An 18,121-nucleotide genomic window follows, 5' to 3' on the forward strand; every position below is an offset into this window, starting at 1 on the left:
AAAAAGATCAGCGCTGCTGCCGGGCTGACTGGCCGTCGGCGGCGATAAGGTGCGGTGTCAGGGCCGACTCCACTTGTTCGCAGACCCAGCAAAACACCGTACTGCGCCTCGCGTATTGCGGGTCATCGAGGACGGTGCAGAGGAGGGACGCCACATCGGCGGCGAGACCGCCGCCGCTATCCGTCAACAGGAAATGGTCCAGCAACCGGCACAGGGACTGCTCGCGCAGCCAGTGGTCAATCGCTGCCCGGTTGCGCAGCAACAGCCAGCGGACAACGCCATCACTGAGCAGATCATCGACCTGGTCAACATAGCCATCCGCCGCAAGCGGCACGTCGCGGAACAGATAGGCGAGATCCGCATGAGCAAAAACAGCCTCTGTCGTCATGCGCCGTCTCCGTCTTGCCGCAATAAGCCGGCCAGATAGCCGGGTACGTCCCGTTCCGGCACGCTAAAGCAGGCACCGATATCGAAAAAGTATTGCGCCGATGTTTCCGCCCATTCGTCCTGAAAAAGCAAATCGAGCGCGATATAGTCGGGGAAGACGGAAAGATGCACATAGGGACGGATCAGGTACCCCTCAAAGCCTTCTGATTTGACCTCGGCGGCGATGCCCAAGTAGCGTAGGGTGTCGCCGTGTTCACGCAGCAGGTCAATGGCTTGCGCCAGCCGGGCGACATCAAGGCGGATGACCGCATCCGGTACCGGCAGTGCGCCCGAATCCGGCAGGATCACATCGTCCAGGGTCGGGCAGTCGGCGGGTAAGGTCAAAGACAGCAGCAAGCGGCCGTCACGGGTTTCCGGCACAAAGCGCGGAGAGGTTGCAGTTGGGGTGTGCATAAAAAACTCCCGGTTGAAACAGGCGGGAGCATCCCCGGCGGGGATGTTCCCGCACAGGGTGGATGAAAAGGAAGACGGTTCAAGCCAGGGTGGCTGTACCATCTCCGTCGGTTGAGTGCTGCTTGGGCGAGCAGCGATCGCAGGCCCAGCGGTAGAGTAAATCGGCACGGGCCTGTTCGGGGTCATGCAGCATGGCGCTAATCGCCCGTGCCAACCCTTCTTTCAGCCGGTCGTCCCGGATGAGATGTGCGCCCAGCTGATCGGCAACATTTTGCCGGGACAGCCAGGCAAGAATATCGTCCCGGTTGCGCTGATACAGCCAGACGGTATTGACCGGGTCACGGACGACACTGTCCAGGACGCGGCGGTAGTTTTCCTCGTCGATGAGGTAGCCGTCCAGCAGATAGGCGAGATCGGCATTGGGGATAGAAAAGGTCATCTGCCCTCCTCTGAGTTGATGAACAGGGACGCCCCCGCAAGAGAGACGCCCCGACGGGTGGCCGGTTCAGGCAACAGGGGCACCACCCACAGGGAAGTGCCCCTGCGGGTGGATGAAGGCGGCCTATGGGCTGCTAGGGATGCGAGGCATACACGCGCCAGTAGGCGGCGTTGCGTTCCTCTATGAGTGCCGGTGGGAAACGGCTTTGGCCCGTCAGAACCCAACAATAATCGCAAAGATCAAATTGTTTGTCATACAACTGACATTCGCGTTTATCCACCAGTACCACCAGCCGGCGGTAGCGTTGTTGTTGGGCTTCCGGCAGCATGGGAAGCTGCCAGCTGAAGATTTCTTCTTCATCCGGCCCAAACAGACGGTCCGGCTCGGGATCATCCGGCACCGGCAGCGTGCGAAGTTGCGCACGTATGCTGTCCAGCTCGCTTTGCATGGCCTGGAAAATCCGGTCATTCTTGAGCTGCACCCGGCAGAAGGCCGCAGCCAGCTGCTCCAGCCGGCGCTCGGGATAGTAGATTTCCCAGTCGGGAACATCGACCAAGAGGCTGATTTTTTCCATAAAATACCGGCTATTGCGACGTAATTGCGCACGCGCAGCCGGAGCCAAGTCATTCAGGAAGGTGACGGCCTCTTCTGACAACAGGACACGGTAGTCCGGCCCGGTCAGGCGCTCCAGCGCCTCATAAAAGGCGTAGAGCCATTCGCCGTCTGCGTTGGCATAGGACAAATAGGCGGAGGGGCGGGCCAAGAGCTTGCCCTTCCTCGCCTCAATGAGGCTCTCTAGCTCGTCTGAGGGCTTTTCTTCTACCAGCCGGCTAATGAGGTCGCCATCGATGGCGATGGTGGTTTTGAACGTAAAAGTGGGTTTGGGATAAGTGACCATGGTTTTTCTCCTGTAAAAAACAAAAAAGAAATACAGGAGAACGCGCCGCACAGGGGAACGTTGCCCCTGCGGGTTGGGTGATGCTGCCGGGTGGTGGCAGCGTGTAGAGTCAGGTCGTCACGCCATCACACGGATGACGTTGCCGGATCACAGACGAGTTTGACGTCACGGATGACGCTGTGCATTCGCGCCGGCTCTTTGCGTTTTGAGTTCGCCAACTGTTGAGTTTGAGTATAGCACCGCCGCTTTGCGGCGCAAGCAAAAACCGCCGGCGGTGCGGCGGTTTGGATTCGGGGTTGTGGGTGCGCTGTGTAATGTCGGTAGCCGCTGCGCCTCAATTGCCGCAGAGCTTTTCACACGGAATACCATCCTTGTCCCCGTCGAGACGGCTGACCCCGCACTGACGGTAGTAGTACTGCGCCTCGGCGCAAGAACGCATCTCGCCACAGTAACGCTTGCTGCCGCAACTACCGAAATCGGCGCCGACGGCCGCTTTTGCCTTGCCGCCCTTTTTCTGTTTCGCTTGCTGTACCTGCAGCTGTACTTCTTTTTGGCCTTTCCGCCATTGCGAGGGCTCAACAATTTGCGCCTCGGGTTGTCCCCACAGACCCTTAGCCGCTGTCTTGGCTTCGTCCTGGATCGCCGGCAGGTCATCTCGCCGGTTGTATTGGCTGTAGACCCAGGCATGACCGGTTGCGACCAGATCGGCGTTGACGTCGGTCCCGTCCACGGTAAGCGTGCAAACATCACGCTTGTAGCGGTCTTGTTCGCGGCAGTCGGCCACGACCTGCTTGCCAAAGGCCAGCTCGCTCAGGCGCTGCCGTGCCCGGTTGCCATAGGGCTGGCTTGATTCCGGCGCATCAATGTCGGCCAATCTTATTTTGTGCTGCTTTTTGCCGGCATCAAGCACGGTCAGGGTGTCGCCGTCGCTGATACCGACGACTTTCCCCTCAATAGTATAGGCCTGGGCGTCCGTGCTAACGGCCAGTGCTGCCGTCAGCAGCCAGCGTAATCCCTTCATGTCCTCCTCCTCTGGATGATGGGTCATAAAAAACCGGCGCGAGCCGGCAAGACAAGGTAAAAGCCCGCCGATCGCGGCAGGTTGCGTCATTATACGGTGCTGCGTCGGCCGTGGCGTTCCGTCAGTCCGGCGGCAAAGCTACCGACCGGCACCGCAACAAAAAAAAACCGGCTCTAAGGCCGGGAATGATGGAGGAGGAAACAGGTAGGAGGGACCTGTTCCGATGGAGGAGTTCATAGATACCGTTCATGGTTGCCCAAGTATAGCACGGTGTCAGGTTAGGCCACACCGCCGGGCGGCGTGGCCGGGTTACCGTGCTGACAGATGCGGCAGACGATGACCAGGCAGAAAAAACCCGGCCGGAGCCGGGTCGTAGGGTTACAGCCAGTCGTCATCATCGCCAAACCAGGGACGGTGATGCGAGGGCTGATGGTGATACCAGCACACCAGGGCGCTGACACAGATGAGGGCAATGATCACGCGCAGGCTGAAGACGCTGGTAAGCGTCTGGGCCAGCAACTCGATGGCGAGGGCCGAGCAGAACATGGCAGGTACATGCTTCATGCGGCCTCCCCGGTCAGACGACCGTCTTTGATCAGGGTAGTGACGAGCTGCTGATAACGCTTGTAGTCACCAAGATCGAGCAGACAGGCGTCAACGCCGTGTGAGGGGAGGGCATTGATCATGTCGGTCTCGCGCAAGGCAGCTAGCAGCGGCGTACGCCAATGCGGCAGCAAGCCGAGCGGTGAGAGACGGTTTAAAACCGACCAGAGCTCGTCATCCCCGGTATTGCCGAGCAGCACCTGATGATATGTGCTGTTGCCGGCGATGATCGGGGCATAGAGCATGGCATGGACGCAGTCCTTGCCGTAGCGGCAAGTGGGTGGCATTTTGGTCTGCCGTTTGTCCAGTTCCTTGCGGATCTCGAGCCGGCGGCCGTCCACTTGCAGGGCGTTGCAGAGGCCGGCCACGATATTGCCGTAGAGCGACATAATCTTGCCGTCCCGGCCGATAAGGGAAACAAAGACCAGGTCACTGCCGTGCAGGACCCAGGCATCGCAAAAGATACCGGGAAAATTCTCAACCGGCAGCACCTGGCGAGCGGACGTAGCCGCCGTGGGGGTTTGGTATGACATAGGGATACTCCGTTTTAAAGAAAGCAAGGGAGTACCCCCGCAGGGGTACCCCTGCGGGTTGCGGCGCGTTGCGCCGTTATTTGATGATGAGGATGTCGCCGTAGGTCGGCGCATCCGGGGTGAGGTCGATGGCCTTGATCACAGTTTCAAAACGGTCGCGGTGTTCTTCCGCGACAATCTCGCCGTTCTCATCCTCACGTTGCCTGACCGTCTTCATTTTGACGGTACGGCCTTTGACCAGCAGCCGTTGCCGGCCATTGTCGACCAGGCCGCTCACGATCCCGGAGGCGATGAGCAGGCTGGTATGCCAGTCGGTCAGGTCGTGTACCGGACGGATGGCCATCCCGGAATCGCTAACGCCGAAACGGGTGTTGAAGTCCTGCCACAGGCCGCCATATTCGGCGAGCACGGCAGTGACCCCTGCGACATCCAGATCCGTTACCTGCATGTGCAGGGCCTTGTTGTTGTCGCTGGTGACGTAGCGGTCCAGGGGCTGGTCCGGTAAGACCGGCCAGGCTTCCTCGCCGGCTTGCCAGCGCTCAAACTGGGTTCGCAGCGCTTTATCTGCAGCCCCGGGCATGGCGCGCTTCTTCGCGACGATGACGATCTGCTTGAAGCGGTCGGTCGCGGCCGCCCATACCCCGATATCTTCGAAGCGGGCCTGTAACCAGCCGAGGCAGTCTTTATCAACGCTGTACTCAGGCACGATGTAGATGAGCAGGCCACCGGCATGCAGAGCCGGGTAAAAATGGCGTAGGAAGCGATGTTCGAGCTTTTCGCTCTTTTCGCCGGCCTCGCTGTCGCGCAGGCTCCAGCCATAGGGCGGATTTAGAAAGAGCACGTCGACCGCGCCGGTCGTGACCTTGCTATCCAGGGCATCGCCCTGCAGCAGTTGCCGTATTTTTTGCCGTGCCAGGGCGGCACGCTCGACGTCGTCCTCGATCCCGTAGCAGGTGGCAAACGGAAAGCGCTCGCCCCGGGCAAGATAGACTAGGGCATCGCCACAGCCGCAGCAGGGGTCGAGGAATTTCAGGGGCTGCTCGCTTCTAGCGAGCAGGTGATCAATGCCGCGCAGGGTACCGTCATCAGTCGGATAGTACCCCTGCTTGGCGTAGTTGTGGGCAACGCGCGGGTGCATGAGCTGCCTCATAGGACACCCCCGTCATCGGCCGGCAGCCACAACTGGCGTCGGGTGTCGAGGACATAGCCGAGGGCATCCAGTGCGGCACGGCATTTGGCGATATGCGCCCTGCCTATTGTGGTGTCGATCTTGTAGGGATCGCCGTAACACCAGCCCTCACGCTCGGTACCAGCAAGGAAAGCGCGCAACAGCCGCACGTTTTCATCCTCGTAGGCGGCCAGTGTGACGGACATATCGTCGTCCGCAGCTGTGGCCTCCGGTAGTGACGGCACTGCGGCGCGGTTTCCGCCGCTGGCCTCGCCCGGGCATGCTGCGCCCACGCCGTCCGATGACGTTTCTGGCAGTGTGGAGCTTGATACATCCGTCTCCGGGATATAACAGTCGCTGTCATCGGTATACGGCATGAAGCCGTCATTGGCGGCGTCATGCGCGAGGTAAGCCTCCTCTTCGGCACCGGCCGTGAAGAGCGTGTAACTGCTGATGACGGCGCGGATGCAGGTGCGCTGCTCGCCGTAGGCGCGGTAGCTGTAGAGCAGCAGTTCCGCGACCTGGAAGAGGCCTTCATGCTCACCTTCGTCCAGTTCTTGCAGCCACTCGTCGCGGACAGTGAAGGAACCGACGGTGGTGTACAAAGTGCCGACCGGAAACGGGCCGAAACGGCCGCTGATGAGCTTGACGTGCAAGGTCCCCGTAAAGGGCACCAGGGTTTGCCCGTCAGGTGTAGCCTCCGCTGTCTCGTCTGCAGTGGGGTAGGACGCAGGGAAATGTTGGGGATAGGACATGGGGGTTCTCCGATAAGAAAAACGGAGGAACCCCACGGGGAGTTCCCCCGTTTGGGTGAGCTGCCTAATGGCAGAAAATTATCCGGCTACCGTCCGGCGGACTTGCCATCCAGTACGGTTACGGCCGGGGTATCGCCGGCAGCGGTTGGCTGCGGCATGGTTTCCGGCACGCTGGCCGGGTAAACGCTGCTGGTCAAGCTGGACGTCGGGCAGGAAGGCGGCATGACCGCCCAACAGCCGTTCACCAGTTGGCGCATATTTCGCATAGGTGGTTCTCCGGGTTAAAGGACAAGAAGAAACGGGGAACCACCTCACGGGGTGATGCCCCGTGTCGGGTAAGAAGCAGTCAGATCAGGCCGATCTCGTGGAGCATGCGCTCGATACGGGCCAGCTCTGCCGGCTCCCGTTCCCGGTAAGTGCCGAGCGTCGCCGAATAGACGTAGCCGTAGCGGCGCAGGGGGAAGTGCTGAAAGGCCAGCTCATAGGCCTCGCGGGAATAGTCCGGCAGCACTTGCTTGCCGCTCATGGTCCCGTTCCTGATGGCGTAGGTGCTGCAACCACAGCCGATAGTTTCTGTGGCGACGCTGACCCGGAAGATATCGTCCGGGTACTGGCGGCTGAGGGTGGCGATGATCCAGTGCGGGGCCTGTTCGCTGGTGCGCAGGAAGACGCGGCTCGAAGCCTGGTGGAAGGTGAAAAACCCGGGGGTACGTGCAAACCCCCAATGTTCCTGCTGCCAGTCGCGGCGTTCCTGAGACAACCAGCGATCCGGCAGGCGCTTCAGGTGCGGTGGCATCGGGATAATCTGGTCAAAATCCCGTAGCAGCAGGATTGCTGCGGTATTTTGGCAGCTTACTCTTGTTGAGATGTTGAAACTGCCGGGCATAGTCAGGTTCCTCCGGTGAAAAAAGAAAAAGCAGGGGGAACCGTTCCCCGCCGGGGAGGGTTCCCCTACGGGTGGTAAGTGAATGAAGAGGGGGGGGCAGCCGGATGACTGTCCCGGTGGCGGCCGGTTTCCCTAATCTTCGGGAAACTCGACCGACTCTACCCAGCGGTGCGGGTTGTCCGTGCAGCGCTGGTAGAGCGTTATGCTCTCAATTGAACCGCCATCCTGGCAGTTTTCGTACTGGATAACGACGCGCTCGGCGCGGCGCATCAGACGGGCGATGCCGTCCGGATCGCAGGGCCGTTCGTACGGCTCCTGATAGTTACTGCCGTACTCCTCGCGGTATGCGAGGGGGAGGGTTCGTGTCTGCCCATTAGGCAGTACGACCCAGGCCTTGTCCCGATACGAGGCAAGGCAGCCATCGAAACCGTCAAGGCGGGTGGCGGCGAGGGTTTCTATCACCTGGCGGGTGCTGAGGGTATTGGAAGTTTGCATGGTTTTTCTCCCTTTATGAAACAAAAAAGCAGGGGAAACCATGCGCCCGGAGGGGACGGTTTCCCCTGCGGGTGGATGCCCATGCTTGCGGCATGGGTAAAAGAAAAGAGGCCGTGGTCGGAGACCACGACGTACTTGCGAATCCTGCCGACGGCGGTGTAGCTTCACCCTCTAAGAGGGGAATACACATGGCCGGCAGGTGTAAAGTCGTCACATACCTTGCGGTATGACGCCGGATTACAGACGAGTTTGACGTCACGGATGACGCTGTGCATTCGCGCCGGCTTTCTCACGTTTAAAGCCCGTCGGCATTGGCAAAAAGTCTAGCAAGGCTTTTTGCCAATGTAAACGGATGTTCCCGGGTGGGGAGCCTTACCGCCGGTCAGGCACTGTCCGGCGGCAAGGCAGGGTGGTGTGTCAGTCAACCGCCTCGATGCGGGTGATGGTCTCATCACGGAGGTCAAGGTGATAACGGTAGGCACCGATCACGACGCTGACGCAGACAAAGCAGGTGGTGCAGGGCTCACAGCATGCTTCCGGATAGCCGTAGCGGCGCAACACCCATTCTGGGTCGAGCAGATCCCGGCTCATCGCGGCCAGCACCGCCGTGGCCCCATCCAGGGCCGCTGCATGGTGCAGCACCAGCCAGCCGGGGATGCGCATACAACTTTTGTGGTCGTCATCAGACAGCACGGCATAATGCACGATGCCCTGGTAGGCATCTACCGACCGGACCCGCACAATGTGCGCGTTGACGACGTCGGCCAGCCAGCCGTCTTCTACGCCCGGCCGACCGTGCCAGAGGACGACTTGAGCGGCATAGAAGAGTATGACCTCATACGGATCAACCTCGGCGGTCAGTTCGGTGAGCAACGTCAGGTGCAGCTGTCCGTCGCTCATAGCGAGACGGCCGAGCCAGGTTTTCGCGCTCGTCGCCAGCAACAGGGCAAAGCCGCCGCTGACCGGGTGGCATTCGTACAGGGTGATATTGACCGCCCGTAACTGCCGCTGCAGCAGGTCTCTGTCGAGACGGCCGGCCGGCATGGTGGTGAGGATGCCGGCCAGCAGCTGCTGCAACCGGTGCAATTCGTGCAAATCATGGATTTGGGAATTCATCTAATACTCCTGATGGGTAAAACAGACAGGAGCACCCCGCAGGGGCCCCTGCGGGTGGTGAAGGAACGACTCAGACAGAGCCGGTTGCGGCCTCTGTCAGGCTGCGCAGCTGATAACGCGCATCCTCGAAGACATAGTCCTCATCGAGGCCCCAATGTATCCGGGTCAACGTGTAGGCGGCCGTCGAGCCATCGGCCGGACGCTGGTATTCCAGGTAGTGGCCGTTGCGGATGCGGTAGCGCCCGGTGTTGAAGCCGGGGTTTTCCTCGGCGAACGTCACCGCAAAGATGTCGTCCGGGAAACGGAAAGACAGCTGACGGATGACGGTAAAGGGATGGGCGAGCGCGGTGTTGAACGACATCGTTTCTTCATCGAAATCGAGGTTGGGCAGCTCCGCATTATTTGGACTGCCCCAGAGCAGCATGTTGGCCAGCGAGAAAAAGTCTTCGGCGGCGTGATAAGGACGCGCCATGGTGGCCAGGAAGGCTTGCCGCACGATTTCGCGCGCGGTCTCGAAATCATCGAAATGATGGTGTACAGCAGCGGCAGCCTGATCAATGGTCAAAGCATCGTTCTGCCACAGGCCTTCCAGCGCCTCTGCCACAGTCGGGGCAATGCTCCGGCTGTCAGCGGCAGATGACGGCACAATCAGGTTGAAATCACGCAGCAACATCAGTGCCTCGGTGTTTTTACAAGAAACGTCGTTGCTGACGCGGTAGAGCATGGGCATACAGCCTCCTTTTAAAGAAAGAAGGGGATCTGCCCGACGGGGCTGATACCCCGTGGGTGAAAGAATGACCGGCAAGCGGTCGGTGCAGCCCTTAGATCGCGAACTGCGGCCGGTATTGCAGCGGCACACCGGCGCGGATCAGCCGTTTGAGGCGCATGTAATGCGCCCGGCGTTTTTGCTGGATGGCATGGCGGATTTCGGAACGGGCGGCGGCGAGCAGACCGGACGCCTCATGGTCAGAGCCGTAGAAGCTGCCGATGCTGAGATCATCCAGTGCAGGAATGGCGAAGTAGTAGGTCTCGCCATTGACCCAATCGACCAGGGTGGCGATCTCGGCCTCGAGACGGTGATACACCGCGACCTTCGTCGGGCGGGTGATGCGTTTGACCCCGTATTCACGGCGGATATCGGCATGGCTCATGTAGATGTACCCCACTTGCCCGGAATCCCAGCGGTCGCTGAAGGGTGTGCAGCCTAATGCCAAGCCGCTGTGCTCAAAGCTGTAGACCGGTAGCCAGATGACGTCGCGCTCGGTCAGTCCCCTGTCAGCCAGGTGCTCGGCGAATGCCTCTTCGATGGTGGCAGGGGCGTTCGGGAGCATCTCGCCACCGAAAGTACGGCGGCGGTGTCGGGTACACAGGGTACTGCTGCACCAGGTGCGTGGGTTTTCCGCATCGTGGTCGGGATGGATCTCGACGGTATAACCGCAGAAGGTGAAAGTTTCGAGGGGATGGTTCATGACGGTCTCCAAAAAAGGGAGACCGCCCCGACGGGAAAGGTCTCCCGTGGGAAAGGAAAACCCGCCGGAGCGGGTTATGAGGTTTTATGGCTGCTCGCCGGACAGCGCAGCCTGTTTTTTCTGCATCAGCAGTTGCCGCTGTTTCAGGACATCGTGGGCGCGTAGCAACAGTGGCAACGCGTCCTTGCCGGACAGGGCGGCAAAGACGAGGCAGAGATAGCGTGCGCAGAGACACGCGGACTGAAAATGAAAGCTCATGGGTATTCTCCTGGGTTGGGAAAAACAGGAGAAACACCCGTTGGGGATATTTCCCCTGCGGGTGGCATCACGCACCGGGCGTGATGAACAGATGGCGCTCGACAGATATCAGCGCCGGTGCGCCTTACTCTGGCGAGAAATAGAAGCCGGCGTGCTCAAACACGCTGACTTTGCGGACGGAACCGTCCGCTTGTACTTCATCCCGGGCTACGCGCTCGGAGAGTGCGTAGCAAAACCCCACGCCTTGCGCGAGCAGGGCGTTTTCCAGAAAAGACTGGAAGAATGGCGCGCCGCCGAGCATGGCGACGTCGGCACCGCTGTTGGCAGCGATTTGCGCCAGGGTGTCAGCACGGTAACGGAGGGTCTCGTAGTTCACCTCAGCCGGTGCGAAGGTGATGAGAGCGAGCACCTGAGCCCGGATTTCGTCTGGGATGGTGATAAAGGTCACCTCGGCCGCTTGAGACGGGGTCGGGGTGTGTTGAGTGAGGTTGATGACTTTCATCAATATCTCCTTTATGCAGATAAATGATAAAGGGAGACGCATCCAGCGGGATGTGTCTCCCGCTGGGAGTCCTGATTTTGTGATCAGGATAAGAAAGAACCGTGGCAGAACCACGGTTTACTTGCAAAATCCTGCCGACGGGGTTTGCCTGCACAGAAGAGCATAATGGGGGTATCCAATACGCTTTTCCGATGCTACATCCCATGGTCAAGCAGGTGTTTTTTCGCCACCACATAAATTATGCAGTTGCCGGAATCACAGGCGAATTTCACATCTTTTCAGATGCTATGCGATCGCTCCGGCTCTTTTGCGTGTAAAGTTCGCCAACTATAAGGGTCGCTTGTGGCTCCCCGAAACCATCTGTCACAAGGCTTTGGGGAGCCACCCGGGAAACCCGGATGACTGACTACTGCGGGCTTGGCCCAAAGCTGGAGTATTTGTCCGCCCTCCGCTTCAGCCGGCGGTTACATGCAGATAACACTCAGGGCATCTTCGGTGAAGACACCCAATTGTGTTATCTGGATAAGATAGCACACATCAACCACATGAAGATGGCAAAGCCGTCACCGGCCTTACCATCGCTCATGAGTTTAAATACAACGGGAATCATGGTTCCCGTTGCCAACTTTTCCAACGCCCCCGCTATCGAGGTACGCTGTTTAAGGTGTGAAAACAAGGAACCCCCACAAGGGAGTTCCCTGTGGGGTTACGAGAAAACTCAGGTCAAGCAAATTGGCTTTGCTCTTCCTGATACCTACTCCTCTGCGGGTTTTGCGAACGCGCAGGTTGATATTGCTGTCGCTGATGTCGCTGAGGCTGCCCCTGATACCCACCTTGCGGCGGATGTTGGGGGCGCCGTTGAGACTGCTGTTGCCAATCCTGTGACTTCCCTTGATCCTCGCGTTGCGGCGGTGTTTGGGGTTGTCTCTGGGGCTGGGGTTGATTGCGTGGCTGCTGCGGTTGAGACCGGCGCTGAGGTTGTTCTTCCTCAATAGTCGTATCGCTGCGCCATTCTGGCACTTCGATACGCTCACCGTCGACCTTTAACCATTTTATGGCCAAAAGACGACCGCCCAGAACCGCCTTCGCCTCTCCCTTGCGGGAGGTGTACGCTTTCGCGTACAGCGATCCAATCCTAAGACCGGCGAGCCAGTTTGGATCACCGCCGTTTCCTTGCGGCCACCCCTGTTGCAGGTGCTCAAGCACCTGCAACGCTTGTTGACCCCTGACAATAAGGTCGCAGAAGACCTTATTCTCACCATTCTCACCTTCGAGAATGGCTGCCTTTATTCCAATGAATCGCCCTTTCTTGCTCTTTTCAGAGCAATGTATCTTGATTTCATTGATGAATGCCACCGCATCAGCGGTGAAATCAAAGAAGTTATTTTGATTCATGTGAACCTCCGTTAATGAAAAGGATGCACATGAACCCGACAACGGGGAAATGTACACCCCGTTGGGTTGAATGTCCTAAGAAAAGGACTTTGGAAAAGCGATCGTCACGGCGATGATGCCGTTGCCGGATCACAGACGATTTTCACATCTCAAGATGAGGTGCTTTTGCGAAACGCCCCGGCTTTGCTGCGTTTTATTGTCTACGCCTGACATCTAGCATTAACCTAGCAAAAATCACTGCCAGCGTCAAGAGGTAAGAACTACCTCCCCGCAATACAAAGCTATCCACGTTTTGTACTGATAACGGCTGGGCAATTTGAGCTACCGGAGGAAACGGGTGCCTCGCTCAAGGCGTTTGGTAGTTCCCCTGTTTCGGGACTTACCGGGAGATATAAATATTGGTACACGGTTGCCCTGCTGATCCCGAAAAACTTGGCTAGTTGCACTTTTTTCTCACCCGCAGCTGCGCGTCGCCGTAAGTCTTCTACTTGCTCAACCGTGAGAGCTTTTTTCCGGCCTTTGTACGCACCTCGTTGCTTGGCCAGTGCTATGCCTTCACGCTGGCGCTCAAGAATTAGTGCACGCTCTAACTCGGCAAAGGCCCCCATAACAGAAAGAAGCAATTTTGCCATCGGTGAATCGTCTCCAACAAAAACCAATTGTTCTCTGTAGAACTCAACGCGGATGCCCTTCGAAGTAAGTCCATACACCAGCGCACGCAAATCATCCAGGTTTCGCGCTAAACGGTCCATGCTATGTACGATCAGGGTATCTCCTTCCCGGATGTAGGAAAGGAGTGCCTCAAGCTGTGGCCGCGCTCTGCTTTTGCCGGATGCTTTGTCTGTAAAAGTCCTGTCAAGATCAACTTTTTCTAACTGGCGCTCCGAATTTTGATCAAAGGTACTGACCCTGATGTAGCCGATTCTTTGCCCTTGCATGCTGCTCAACCTCTAAAGTGTATAAATAGGGTCCTAAATTATTTCCGGAATGTGTCAGTAAAATCAGAAAAGGACTCTAAATAGACATATTTAAATAACCAACAACTCTGTTTAATTAGGGTATACTCTAAATAGACAGTCAAAACATAATATCACAGTTGATAATGAATCACCTGATAACGTAGGACAGAGTAATAGCGTTATGGATAATCAAAGAAATTAATTTATTTTGCAAACTTAGCAGCAATACTCATTTCCCCAATAGTTCACACCGCTTGATCAATTGACGTACCCAACACAACTCGGGATCATTTCCGATCAACCTTTCCAACGCGTCGATTCTGAATTGAGCACTCGTGTACGCCTTGCGCTCGATATCCTGATAGATTCGAGTCAGCAACTCCGCTACCAGAGGTGGGCGTGTGGTTGCCAGCCCCATCTGGTCTTGCAACACCCGATCCACATTTTTGCCATAGGGCATTTCAAGCGGAACAATATTGTGCGGCGCGTCAGACCCCTCATCCAGGCAAAAACAAAGACCTCCCTTGGCCGAGCCAAGAACCAACGGCGAATTTGTTGAGATCAAGAATTGGCAGTGGGGGAAAGCGGCGAGCAGACCAGGCACAACAGTTTGCTGCTGGTACGGATGCAGATGTAAGTCGACTTCATCAATCAAAAAGATGCCTTCACCTAAGAGAGGATCTTCACTTTGCGGATTGGCCGCAGTCAAACGTAGCGCCATGTCACCCACTAGGGCTACCAAGCATTTATCACCTTCTGACAATTGCTCGAAAGCAAGACGAAAGTCATCTTCCCCGTCTGCCCCCTGTGGCGGCACCGGCAGATCGTGATCCGGCATCACCAGGGATAAGGCTCTGAAAAACGAGCTCGATCGCTTCGATGATTCCTTAACAACAGACGATTTCTTTCCAGCTGACCGGCTATTTCTGCGCTGGTTCTCTTCTCCCAAGCATTCAGGCCCACTGAGCCAGGCAAGAAAGGCCGGGAAATCTGCATCACCGGGCAGTGCATACACGTCGGCAGAAAAAGGAGCGAGGAAATTCCATCCGCCATGTTTGGCCTTAGGGCACAGCACAGCACGATGGACGGAATAATGAGCAAATACGGGCAGGGATAGCACCTCGCCTTCTGCAAAGTTGCTGCCCCGAATTTCCTGAGCCAGGTTCGACAAAAAGACGAGGGAAGTGCGACTTACTTTCGCATCCCGTATATTCCTTCCACGGCGTCTTTTTACAATTTGCCAGTGTGTTTGTTTATTCTTGCAACCGAGTGTCAAGGATAATTGGGTTAGCAACGCATCATTATGTATTTCTGATTCAGTGGGAAATTTACCTTTGCCATTGTGCATTCTTATACGGCTTGCCAGCCATGACAAAAGAATAGCTGTTGCATCCAGTATAGTAGATTTACCGGTTCCGTTAACGCCATAAACAATATTCAGTTTAGGGTGTAATGGCAAAGAAAGTTCTCTAAAACCGCGAAAATCTTGCAGTGAGAGAAGAGAAATATGCATGAACGTCTATATTGCTCAGGAATGGTAAGCGTCCTTGGATTCTGGGATGGATGGCTCTATTTACCTGCTTGCTGTGTCTTCAACCAATTAGGGGAGTATGACAATTATTGGCTTCTGCTGCGCGGATGATATTGCTGATGCAGGGTTTTGAGCTGCTGCTGCTCCAGTTGGGCGTAGATTTGTGTTGTGCTGATATTTGAGTGGCCAAGTAAAATTTGCACGACCCGCAGGTCGGCACCATTGGCCAGCATGTGTGAGGCAAAGGCGTGACGTAAGGTGTGGACTGTAAAACCATCATCCAGACAAGCCTGTTGCGCGTACTTCTTGATAATACGCCATAGTGTGGAAATATCCATGACCTGTCCCGTCTTGGTTGAAGGGAAAAGGACATTTGAGCCTTGTTCATGGAACAAAAGCATACGGCGTTTCAGGTAACGGGTGAGCCAGTCCACCGTGGTTTCCAATAAAGGCACCAAGCGCTCTTTACGACGTTTGCGGATGATACGGATCGTCTTCTGTCGTAAATCAACGTCTGGCAAAGTCAACAAACGCAATTCGGTGTTACGTATCCCGGTATCGTAGAGCAATTGCATGATGGTGCGATCCCGCAAGCCGAGATCCGTTGACGTATCCGGCATCGCCAATAAACGCTCTAACTCTGCGCAGGTGTAAAACCGGTGAATCCGGTCCGGATAGCCAGGATGGGAAATAAATTCAAAGGGATTATTGCTTTGCTCACCAAGCTGAACCCGATAGCGGAAATAGAATTTGACAGCAGTACAGGTTTTGCCAATGGCGGATTCGGTCAGGTTTTCTTCCCGAAAATATTGTTGTAAATGTCTTTCTTCTAATTCAGCCAAACTAAGTTGGTGAGATACCGCATATTCGAGAAATCGCTTGGTATAACGGATATGCCACGTCGTGGTTTGCTGGTCCTGGCCCACGATATCGGTCAGATATTCGGCGTAAGCATCTAACGCATCAGTTTCTTCTGTGGACATTAATGACTCCGGCACCATCAAAGGGATGCAAACACAGTTAAAAAACATCTAGTTATTAGCATGTTAGCACTTCTAACAACCAGTGGAGTGCAACATGCAAAAGAAGTATCTAGAAAAAGGAACGCTGCGCCATTTTCGCGCAATTTACGAAGAGTATGCCGCCTATTTGAACTGCAAGAAACAACATCGGAACACTCTCTGCTGCAAAACCCGGGTGGTGCGGTATTTTCTGGGTTTTCTCGAATCGCACCAGAGCAGAACCCGTAATCTACGCAAATTACGGCTTGAGACCATACATGAATTCCTCTTTACTCTGCGAGATTTCGAAACCAGCACCTATAACAATTACCTGATCTATTTGCGGCAATTTCTGACCTGGCTGGAACGCAACCACCAGATAGCTCCCATGAGCTGGTTGCTACACAGCAAACCGGTAGAGGACAGTCTGCCACGCAATATCCCGCTTTTCCAGATGGAACAGATTTGCACCCCTGCAGAGCAGGAAGCTGATTTGCTGCCATCCCGCCTGGCCTTGCGGAATCAGGCCATCGTGGAAGTGCTGTTCAGCACCGGGGTGCGCAACAGCGAATTGCGCAATATTCGGGTGAGGCATCTCTCTGTAGACCTGACAGAATGCACAATTGCCACGCTGAAAGGAGGGGTCAACCGTACTGTGTACCTCGGCGAAGCGGCCGTCAATGCCCTACAACGCTATTTACTGTGCGAAAACGTTGACCGGCAAAAGGATGCCAACCGATATGTCTTCCTCAATTGCCACGGCCAAAGGATGAGTGCAAGAACACTTATCGCAATCGTCAAAGCCATGGGCATCCAGCGTTGCGGCTGTCCGGTCACCCCGCACATGTTCCGCCATACTTTTGCGACGGAAATGCTGCGCGCTTGTCACAGTATCCGCTCGGTGCAGGTGATGTTGGGTCACAAGAGCATCAATACAACCACCCGTTATTGTCACCTTGATTTTGATGAACAGATGAAAGCCGTGAGTGCGTTCCATCCGCATGCCATCAAGGCCCAGACCGACGGCACAGGGGAAGAGTCTGACAGCAAGCCCAATTCATGATTCGCTGATACTTCGGCAGAAGCGACCCCTATTTCATCCTACTGAATAATAGGATGTTTTGTGAGTTGAACTGTCCGGGCATATAGCGTAAGGTAAAACTGATTATCGTGCCTAGCACGTTAAAAAGAGCCGGAGCGTTTCGCAAAAGCACCTCATCTTGAGATGTGAAAATCGTCTGTGATACCGGCAACGGCATCATCGCCGTGACGAAGCTCTTCGCAGTGTCTGGTCGGATACGGCCTCAACCAACCCATAGGGGAAAACCTTTCCCCTTGGGGAAAAGTTTACTCCTTTGGGAACATCAATCCATCGGAGTAATCATGAAAATAATAAAAACGCATCTTCTGCGTCAAAAAGAAAAAATATTCGCGCTGCAATTTGAGCAGCGGCGTATCATCGCCAACACGTGCGCGGGTTCAGCCGTTGCATGCCTTTTTAATATTGCAAGCAAAGGTTTTCTATATGCAATATTTGCAATGATAGCCTCATATGCATTATTGCTCATAGCCGTCAAAATCACCTATAAAGGTGAAGGAGAGTAACATGACAAACATCACTGCGGGTGACGTGATCTTTTTGATTTTCTGTTTTTCCCTAGCCGCTTATGGCTATGGTGTAATTCACTATGGAAAAAAACATAGCGAAGAAGAAAAGAAATAAAGATATTTTCAATAACTCAATCCCATGAGGACGTCATTTCCTCGTGGGAATGATGTCTTCATTTTGTTAGGAGGCATCAATGTATGCGTACCATAGCGAGGCAGATGCCTCGCTCTCTTTATCTGCGTCCTTGGAAGTAAGTTATCATCAGGGTAATCAGGAGACGTTGCTGAAAAGCAACGTCGGGGACTTCGTCATTGACGAAGCCGAGTGCTTCGAGAATTTTGCTGAAGGTACATACGACGGCGTGTTCGAGATCGCTGCGCTCGAGGCTTTTTCCTACAAAGTAGGGAAAACGTATCACACGGCTATCCGTGCGATACTCCTGTCCTATAGCCTCAGTACCCCTAAAACTGAGAGGGAACGTCCTACCTTGCTAGACCTGGCCTTTGCCTTTAGCGAGGGTTTCTTGGACGAAGGAGAAAAATATCCAACCTGATTTTCCAAATCCGCAAATCTTTCAATTGGGAGCCTTGGCTCCCTTTTTTTGTGTACACTTGCTGTCTAATGTGAAATATCAAAGAACCAT

Annotated in this window: 23 protein-coding genes and 1 pseudogene; 3 read left to right on the plus strand and 21 right to left on the minus strand. The window is 55.6% G+C overall.

Annotated elements, in window-relative coordinates; translation table 11 throughout:
* Positions 1–7: 7 nt before the first annotated feature.
* The 21 genes and pseudogenes from DY250_RS06835 to DY250_RS06925 form a co-directional block, all read right to left on the minus strand.
* On the minus strand, positions 8–388 hold the full coding sequence (locus DY250_RS06835; RefSeq protein ID WP_115611643.1) for a hypothetical protein: 381 nt from the start codon (positions 386–388) through the stop codon (positions 8–10).
* Positions 385–840 (minus strand): hypothetical protein, encoded by a 456-nt coding sequence (locus tag DY250_RS06840; RefSeq protein ID WP_115611644.1) that lies wholly within the window; start codon positions 838–840, stop codon positions 385–387. Before DY250_RS06840 ends, DY250_RS06835 begins: the two co-directional genes overlap by 4 nt.
* 79 nt (positions 841–919) lie before the next feature.
* Positions 920–1,279, minus strand: coding sequence for a hypothetical protein (locus DY250_RS06845; protein ID WP_115611645.1), 360 nt, complete (start codon positions 1,277–1,279; stop codon positions 920–922).
* 133 nt (positions 1,280–1,412) lie between these two features.
* Entirely contained in the window at positions 1,413–2,177 is a 765-nt protein-coding gene (locus DY250_RS06850; RefSeq protein ID WP_115611646.1) for a hypothetical protein, read from the minus strand.
* A gap of 334 nt (positions 2,178–2,511) precedes the next feature.
* On the minus strand, positions 2,512–3,288 hold the full coding sequence (locus DY250_RS06855; RefSeq protein ID WP_245951059.1) for a thermonuclease family protein: 777 nt from the start codon (positions 3,286–3,288) through the stop codon (positions 2,512–2,514).
* Between the two features lie 288 nt (positions 3,289–3,576).
* Positions 3,577–3,762 carry a hypothetical protein gene (locus tag DY250_RS06860; RefSeq protein ID WP_115611648.1) on the minus strand — a complete coding sequence of 62 codons (186 nt, stop codon included), beginning with the start codon at positions 3,760–3,762 and terminating at the stop codon, positions 3,577–3,579.
* Positions 3,759–4,334 carry a hypothetical protein gene (locus DY250_RS06865; RefSeq protein ID WP_115611649.1) on the minus strand — a complete coding sequence of 192 codons (576 nt, stop codon included), beginning with the start codon at positions 4,332–4,334 and terminating at the stop codon, positions 3,759–3,761. The genes DY250_RS06860 and DY250_RS06865 overlap by 4 nt, the downstream gene beginning before the upstream one ends.
* Positions 4,335–4,410: 76 nt before the next feature.
* Positions 4,411–5,472: a DUF6094 domain-containing protein gene (locus DY250_RS06870; protein ID WP_147293478.1), complete on the minus strand. Its 1,062-nt coding sequence runs from the start codon at positions 5,470–5,472 to the stop codon at positions 4,411–4,413.
* An 8-nt stretch (positions 5,473–5,480) separates the two neighbouring features.
* Positions 5,481–6,257, minus strand: a complete 777-nt coding sequence (locus DY250_RS06875; RefSeq protein WP_115611651.1) for a DUF3275 family protein — start codon at positions 6,255–6,257, stop codon at positions 5,481–5,483.
* 86 nt (positions 6,258–6,343) lie between these two features.
* Positions 6,344–6,523, minus strand: coding sequence for a hypothetical protein (locus DY250_RS13700; RefSeq protein WP_147293479.1), 180 nt, complete (start codon positions 6,521–6,523; stop codon positions 6,344–6,346).
* A gap of 80 nt (positions 6,524–6,603) precedes the next feature.
* Positions 6,604–7,143, minus strand: coding sequence for a hypothetical protein (locus tag DY250_RS06880; RefSeq protein ID WP_115611652.1), 540 nt, complete (start codon positions 7,141–7,143; stop codon positions 6,604–6,606).
* Between the two features lie 132 nt (positions 7,144–7,275).
* Positions 7,276–7,638 carry a hypothetical protein gene (locus DY250_RS06885; protein WP_115611653.1) on the minus strand — a complete coding sequence of 121 codons (363 nt, stop codon included), beginning with the start codon at positions 7,636–7,638 and terminating at the stop codon, positions 7,276–7,278.
* 417 nt (positions 7,639–8,055) lie between these two features.
* Positions 8,056–8,754 carry a hypothetical protein gene (locus DY250_RS06890; protein ID WP_115611654.1) on the minus strand — a complete coding sequence of 233 codons (699 nt, stop codon included), beginning with the start codon at positions 8,752–8,754 and terminating at the stop codon, positions 8,056–8,058.
* Positions 8,755–8,824: 70 nt separating this feature from the next.
* The gene (locus DY250_RS06895; protein ID WP_115611655.1) at positions 8,825–9,484 is read right to left on the minus strand and encodes a DUF1281 family ferredoxin-like fold protein; all 660 of its coding nucleotides are present in this window, start codon (positions 9,482–9,484) and stop codon (positions 8,825–8,827) included.
* 91 nt (positions 9,485–9,575) lie between these two features.
* Complete coding sequence (locus tag DY250_RS06900) at positions 9,576–10,223, minus strand: hypothetical protein (RefSeq protein ID WP_245951060.1); 648 nt, start codon at positions 10,221–10,223, stop codon at positions 9,576–9,578.
* 84 nt (positions 10,224–10,307) lie between these two features.
* Positions 10,308–10,481, minus strand: coding sequence for a hypothetical protein (locus DY250_RS14000; RefSeq protein ID WP_172542254.1), 174 nt, complete (start codon positions 10,479–10,481; stop codon positions 10,308–10,310).
* A gap of 124 nt (positions 10,482–10,605) precedes the next feature.
* Positions 10,606–10,983, minus strand: a complete 378-nt coding sequence (locus DY250_RS06905) for a hypothetical protein (protein WP_115611656.1) — start codon at positions 10,981–10,983, stop codon at positions 10,606–10,608.
* Between the two features lie 723 nt (positions 10,984–11,706).
* Entirely contained in the window at positions 11,707–12,378 is a 672-nt protein-coding gene (locus tag DY250_RS06910; RefSeq protein WP_115611657.1) for a DUF3577 domain-containing protein, read from the minus strand.
* A 392-nt stretch (positions 12,379–12,770) separates the two neighbouring features.
* Positions 12,771–13,316, minus strand: a pseudogene (locus tag DY250_RS06915) (recombinase family protein); the annotation flags it as partial.
* 250 nt (positions 13,317–13,566) lie between these two features.
* Complete coding sequence (locus tag DY250_RS06920) at positions 13,567–14,850, minus strand: AAA family ATPase (protein WP_115611658.1); 1,284 nt, start codon at positions 14,848–14,850, stop codon at positions 13,567–13,569.
* A gap of 104 nt (positions 14,851–14,954) precedes the next feature.
* Complete coding sequence (locus DY250_RS06925) at positions 14,955–15,851, minus strand: tyrosine-type recombinase/integrase (RefSeq protein ID WP_172542256.1); 897 nt, start codon at positions 15,849–15,851, stop codon at positions 14,955–14,957.
* A gap of 94 nt (positions 15,852–15,945) precedes the next feature.
* Between DY250_RS06925 and DY250_RS06930 the strand changes: the two genes are divergently transcribed.
* From DY250_RS06930 to DY250_RS15105, 3 genes are all read left to right on the plus strand, one after another.
* On the plus strand, positions 15,946–16,932 hold the full coding sequence (locus DY250_RS06930) for a tyrosine-type recombinase/integrase (RefSeq protein WP_115611660.1): 987 nt from the start codon (positions 15,946–15,948) through the stop codon (positions 16,930–16,932).
* 320 nt (positions 16,933–17,252) lie between these two features.
* Positions 17,253–17,474 (plus strand): hypothetical protein, encoded by a 222-nt coding sequence (locus tag DY250_RS06935; protein ID WP_115611661.1) that lies wholly within the window; start codon positions 17,253–17,255, stop codon positions 17,472–17,474.
* Between the two features lie 197 nt (positions 17,475–17,671).
* Positions 17,672–18,031: a DUF3275 family protein gene (locus DY250_RS15105; RefSeq protein WP_115611662.1), complete on the plus strand. Its 360-nt coding sequence runs from the start codon at positions 17,672–17,674 to the stop codon at positions 18,029–18,031.
* Positions 18,032–18,121 lie beyond the last annotated feature (90 nt).

This window comes from Cardiobacterium valvarum, assembly GCF_900460955.1.
In the GTDB taxonomy this organism is placed as follows: domain Bacteria; phylum Pseudomonadota; class Gammaproteobacteria; order Cardiobacteriales; family Cardiobacteriaceae; genus Cardiobacterium; species Cardiobacterium valvarum.

Bases quoted from the DNA above. Each gene is read 5' to 3' on its own strand.
- DY250_RS06835 (WP_115611643.1), bottom strand. From the start codon at position 388: ATGACGACAGAGGCTGTTTTTGCTCATGCGGATCTCGCCTATCTGTTC.
- DY250_RS06840 (WP_115611644.1), bottom strand. From the start codon at position 840: ATGCACACCCCAACTGCAACCTCTCCGCGCTTTGTGCCGGAAACCCGT.
- DY250_RS06845 (WP_115611645.1), bottom strand. From the start codon at position 1,279: ATGACCTTTTCTATCCCCAATGCCGATCTCGCCTATCTGCTGGACGGC.
- DY250_RS06850 (WP_115611646.1), bottom strand. From the start codon at position 2,177: ATGGTCACTTATCCCAAACCCACTTTTACGTTCAAAACCACCATCGCC.
- DY250_RS06855 (WP_245951059.1), bottom strand. From the start codon at position 3,288: ATGACGCAACCTGCCGCGATCGGCGGGCTTTTACCTTGTCTTGCCGGC.
- DY250_RS06860 (WP_115611648.1), bottom strand. From the start codon at position 3,762: ATGAAGCATGTACCTGCCATGTTCTGCTCGGCCCTCGCCATCGAGTTG.
- DY250_RS06865 (WP_115611649.1), bottom strand. From the start codon at position 4,334: ATGTCATACCAAACCCCCACGGCGGCTACGTCCGCTCGCCAGGTGCTG.
- DY250_RS06870 (WP_147293478.1), bottom strand. From the start codon at position 5,472: ATGCACCCGCGCGTTGCCCACAACTACGCCAAGCAGGGGTACTATCCG.
- DY250_RS06875 (WP_115611651.1), bottom strand. From the start codon at position 6,257: ATGTCCTATCCCCAACATTTCCCTGCGTCCTACCCCACTGCAGACGAG.
- DY250_RS13700 (WP_147293479.1), bottom strand. From the start codon at position 6,523: ATGCGAAATATGCGCCAACTGGTGAACGGCTGTTGGGCGGTCATGCCG.
- DY250_RS06880 (WP_115611652.1), bottom strand. From the start codon at position 7,143: ATGCCCGGCAGTTTCAACATCTCAACAAGAGTAAGCTGCCAAAATACC.
- DY250_RS06885 (WP_115611653.1), bottom strand. From the start codon at position 7,638: ATGCAAACTTCCAATACCCTCAGCACCCGCCAGGTGATAGAAACCCTC.
- DY250_RS06890 (WP_115611654.1), bottom strand. From the start codon at position 8,754: ATGAATTCCCAAATCCATGATTTGCACGAATTGCACCGGTTGCAGCAG.
- DY250_RS06895 (WP_115611655.1), bottom strand. From the start codon at position 9,484: ATGCCCATGCTCTACCGCGTCAGCAACGACGTTTCTTGTAAAAACACC.
- DY250_RS06900 (WP_245951060.1), bottom strand. From the start codon at position 10,223: ATGAACCATCCCCTCGAAACTTTCACCTTCTGCGGTTATACCGTCGAG.
- DY250_RS14000 (WP_172542254.1), bottom strand. From the start codon at position 10,481: ATGAGCTTTCATTTTCAGTCCGCGTGTCTCTGCGCACGCTATCTCTGC.
- DY250_RS06905 (WP_115611656.1), bottom strand. From the start codon at position 10,983: ATGAAAGTCATCAACCTCACTCAACACACCCCGACCCCGTCTCAAGCG.
- DY250_RS06910 (WP_115611657.1), bottom strand. From the start codon at position 12,378: ATGAATCAAAATAACTTCTTTGATTTCACCGCTGATGCGGTGGCATTC.
- DY250_RS06920 (WP_115611658.1), bottom strand. From the start codon at position 14,850: ATGCATATTTCTCTTCTCTCACTGCAAGATTTTCGCGGTTTTAGAGAA.
- DY250_RS06925 (WP_172542256.1), bottom strand. From the start codon at position 15,851: ATGTCCACAGAAGAAACTGATGCGTTAGATGCTTACGCCGAATATCTG.
- DY250_RS06930 (WP_115611660.1), top strand. From the start codon at position 15,946: ATGCAAAAGAAGTATCTAGAAAAAGGAACGCTGCGCCATTTTCGCGCA.
- DY250_RS06935 (WP_115611661.1), top strand. From the start codon at position 17,253: ATGAAAATAATAAAAACGCATCTTCTGCGTCAAAAAGAAAAAATATTC.
- DY250_RS15105 (WP_115611662.1), top strand. From the start codon at position 17,672: ATGTATGCGTACCATAGCGAGGCAGATGCCTCGCTCTCTTTATCTGCG.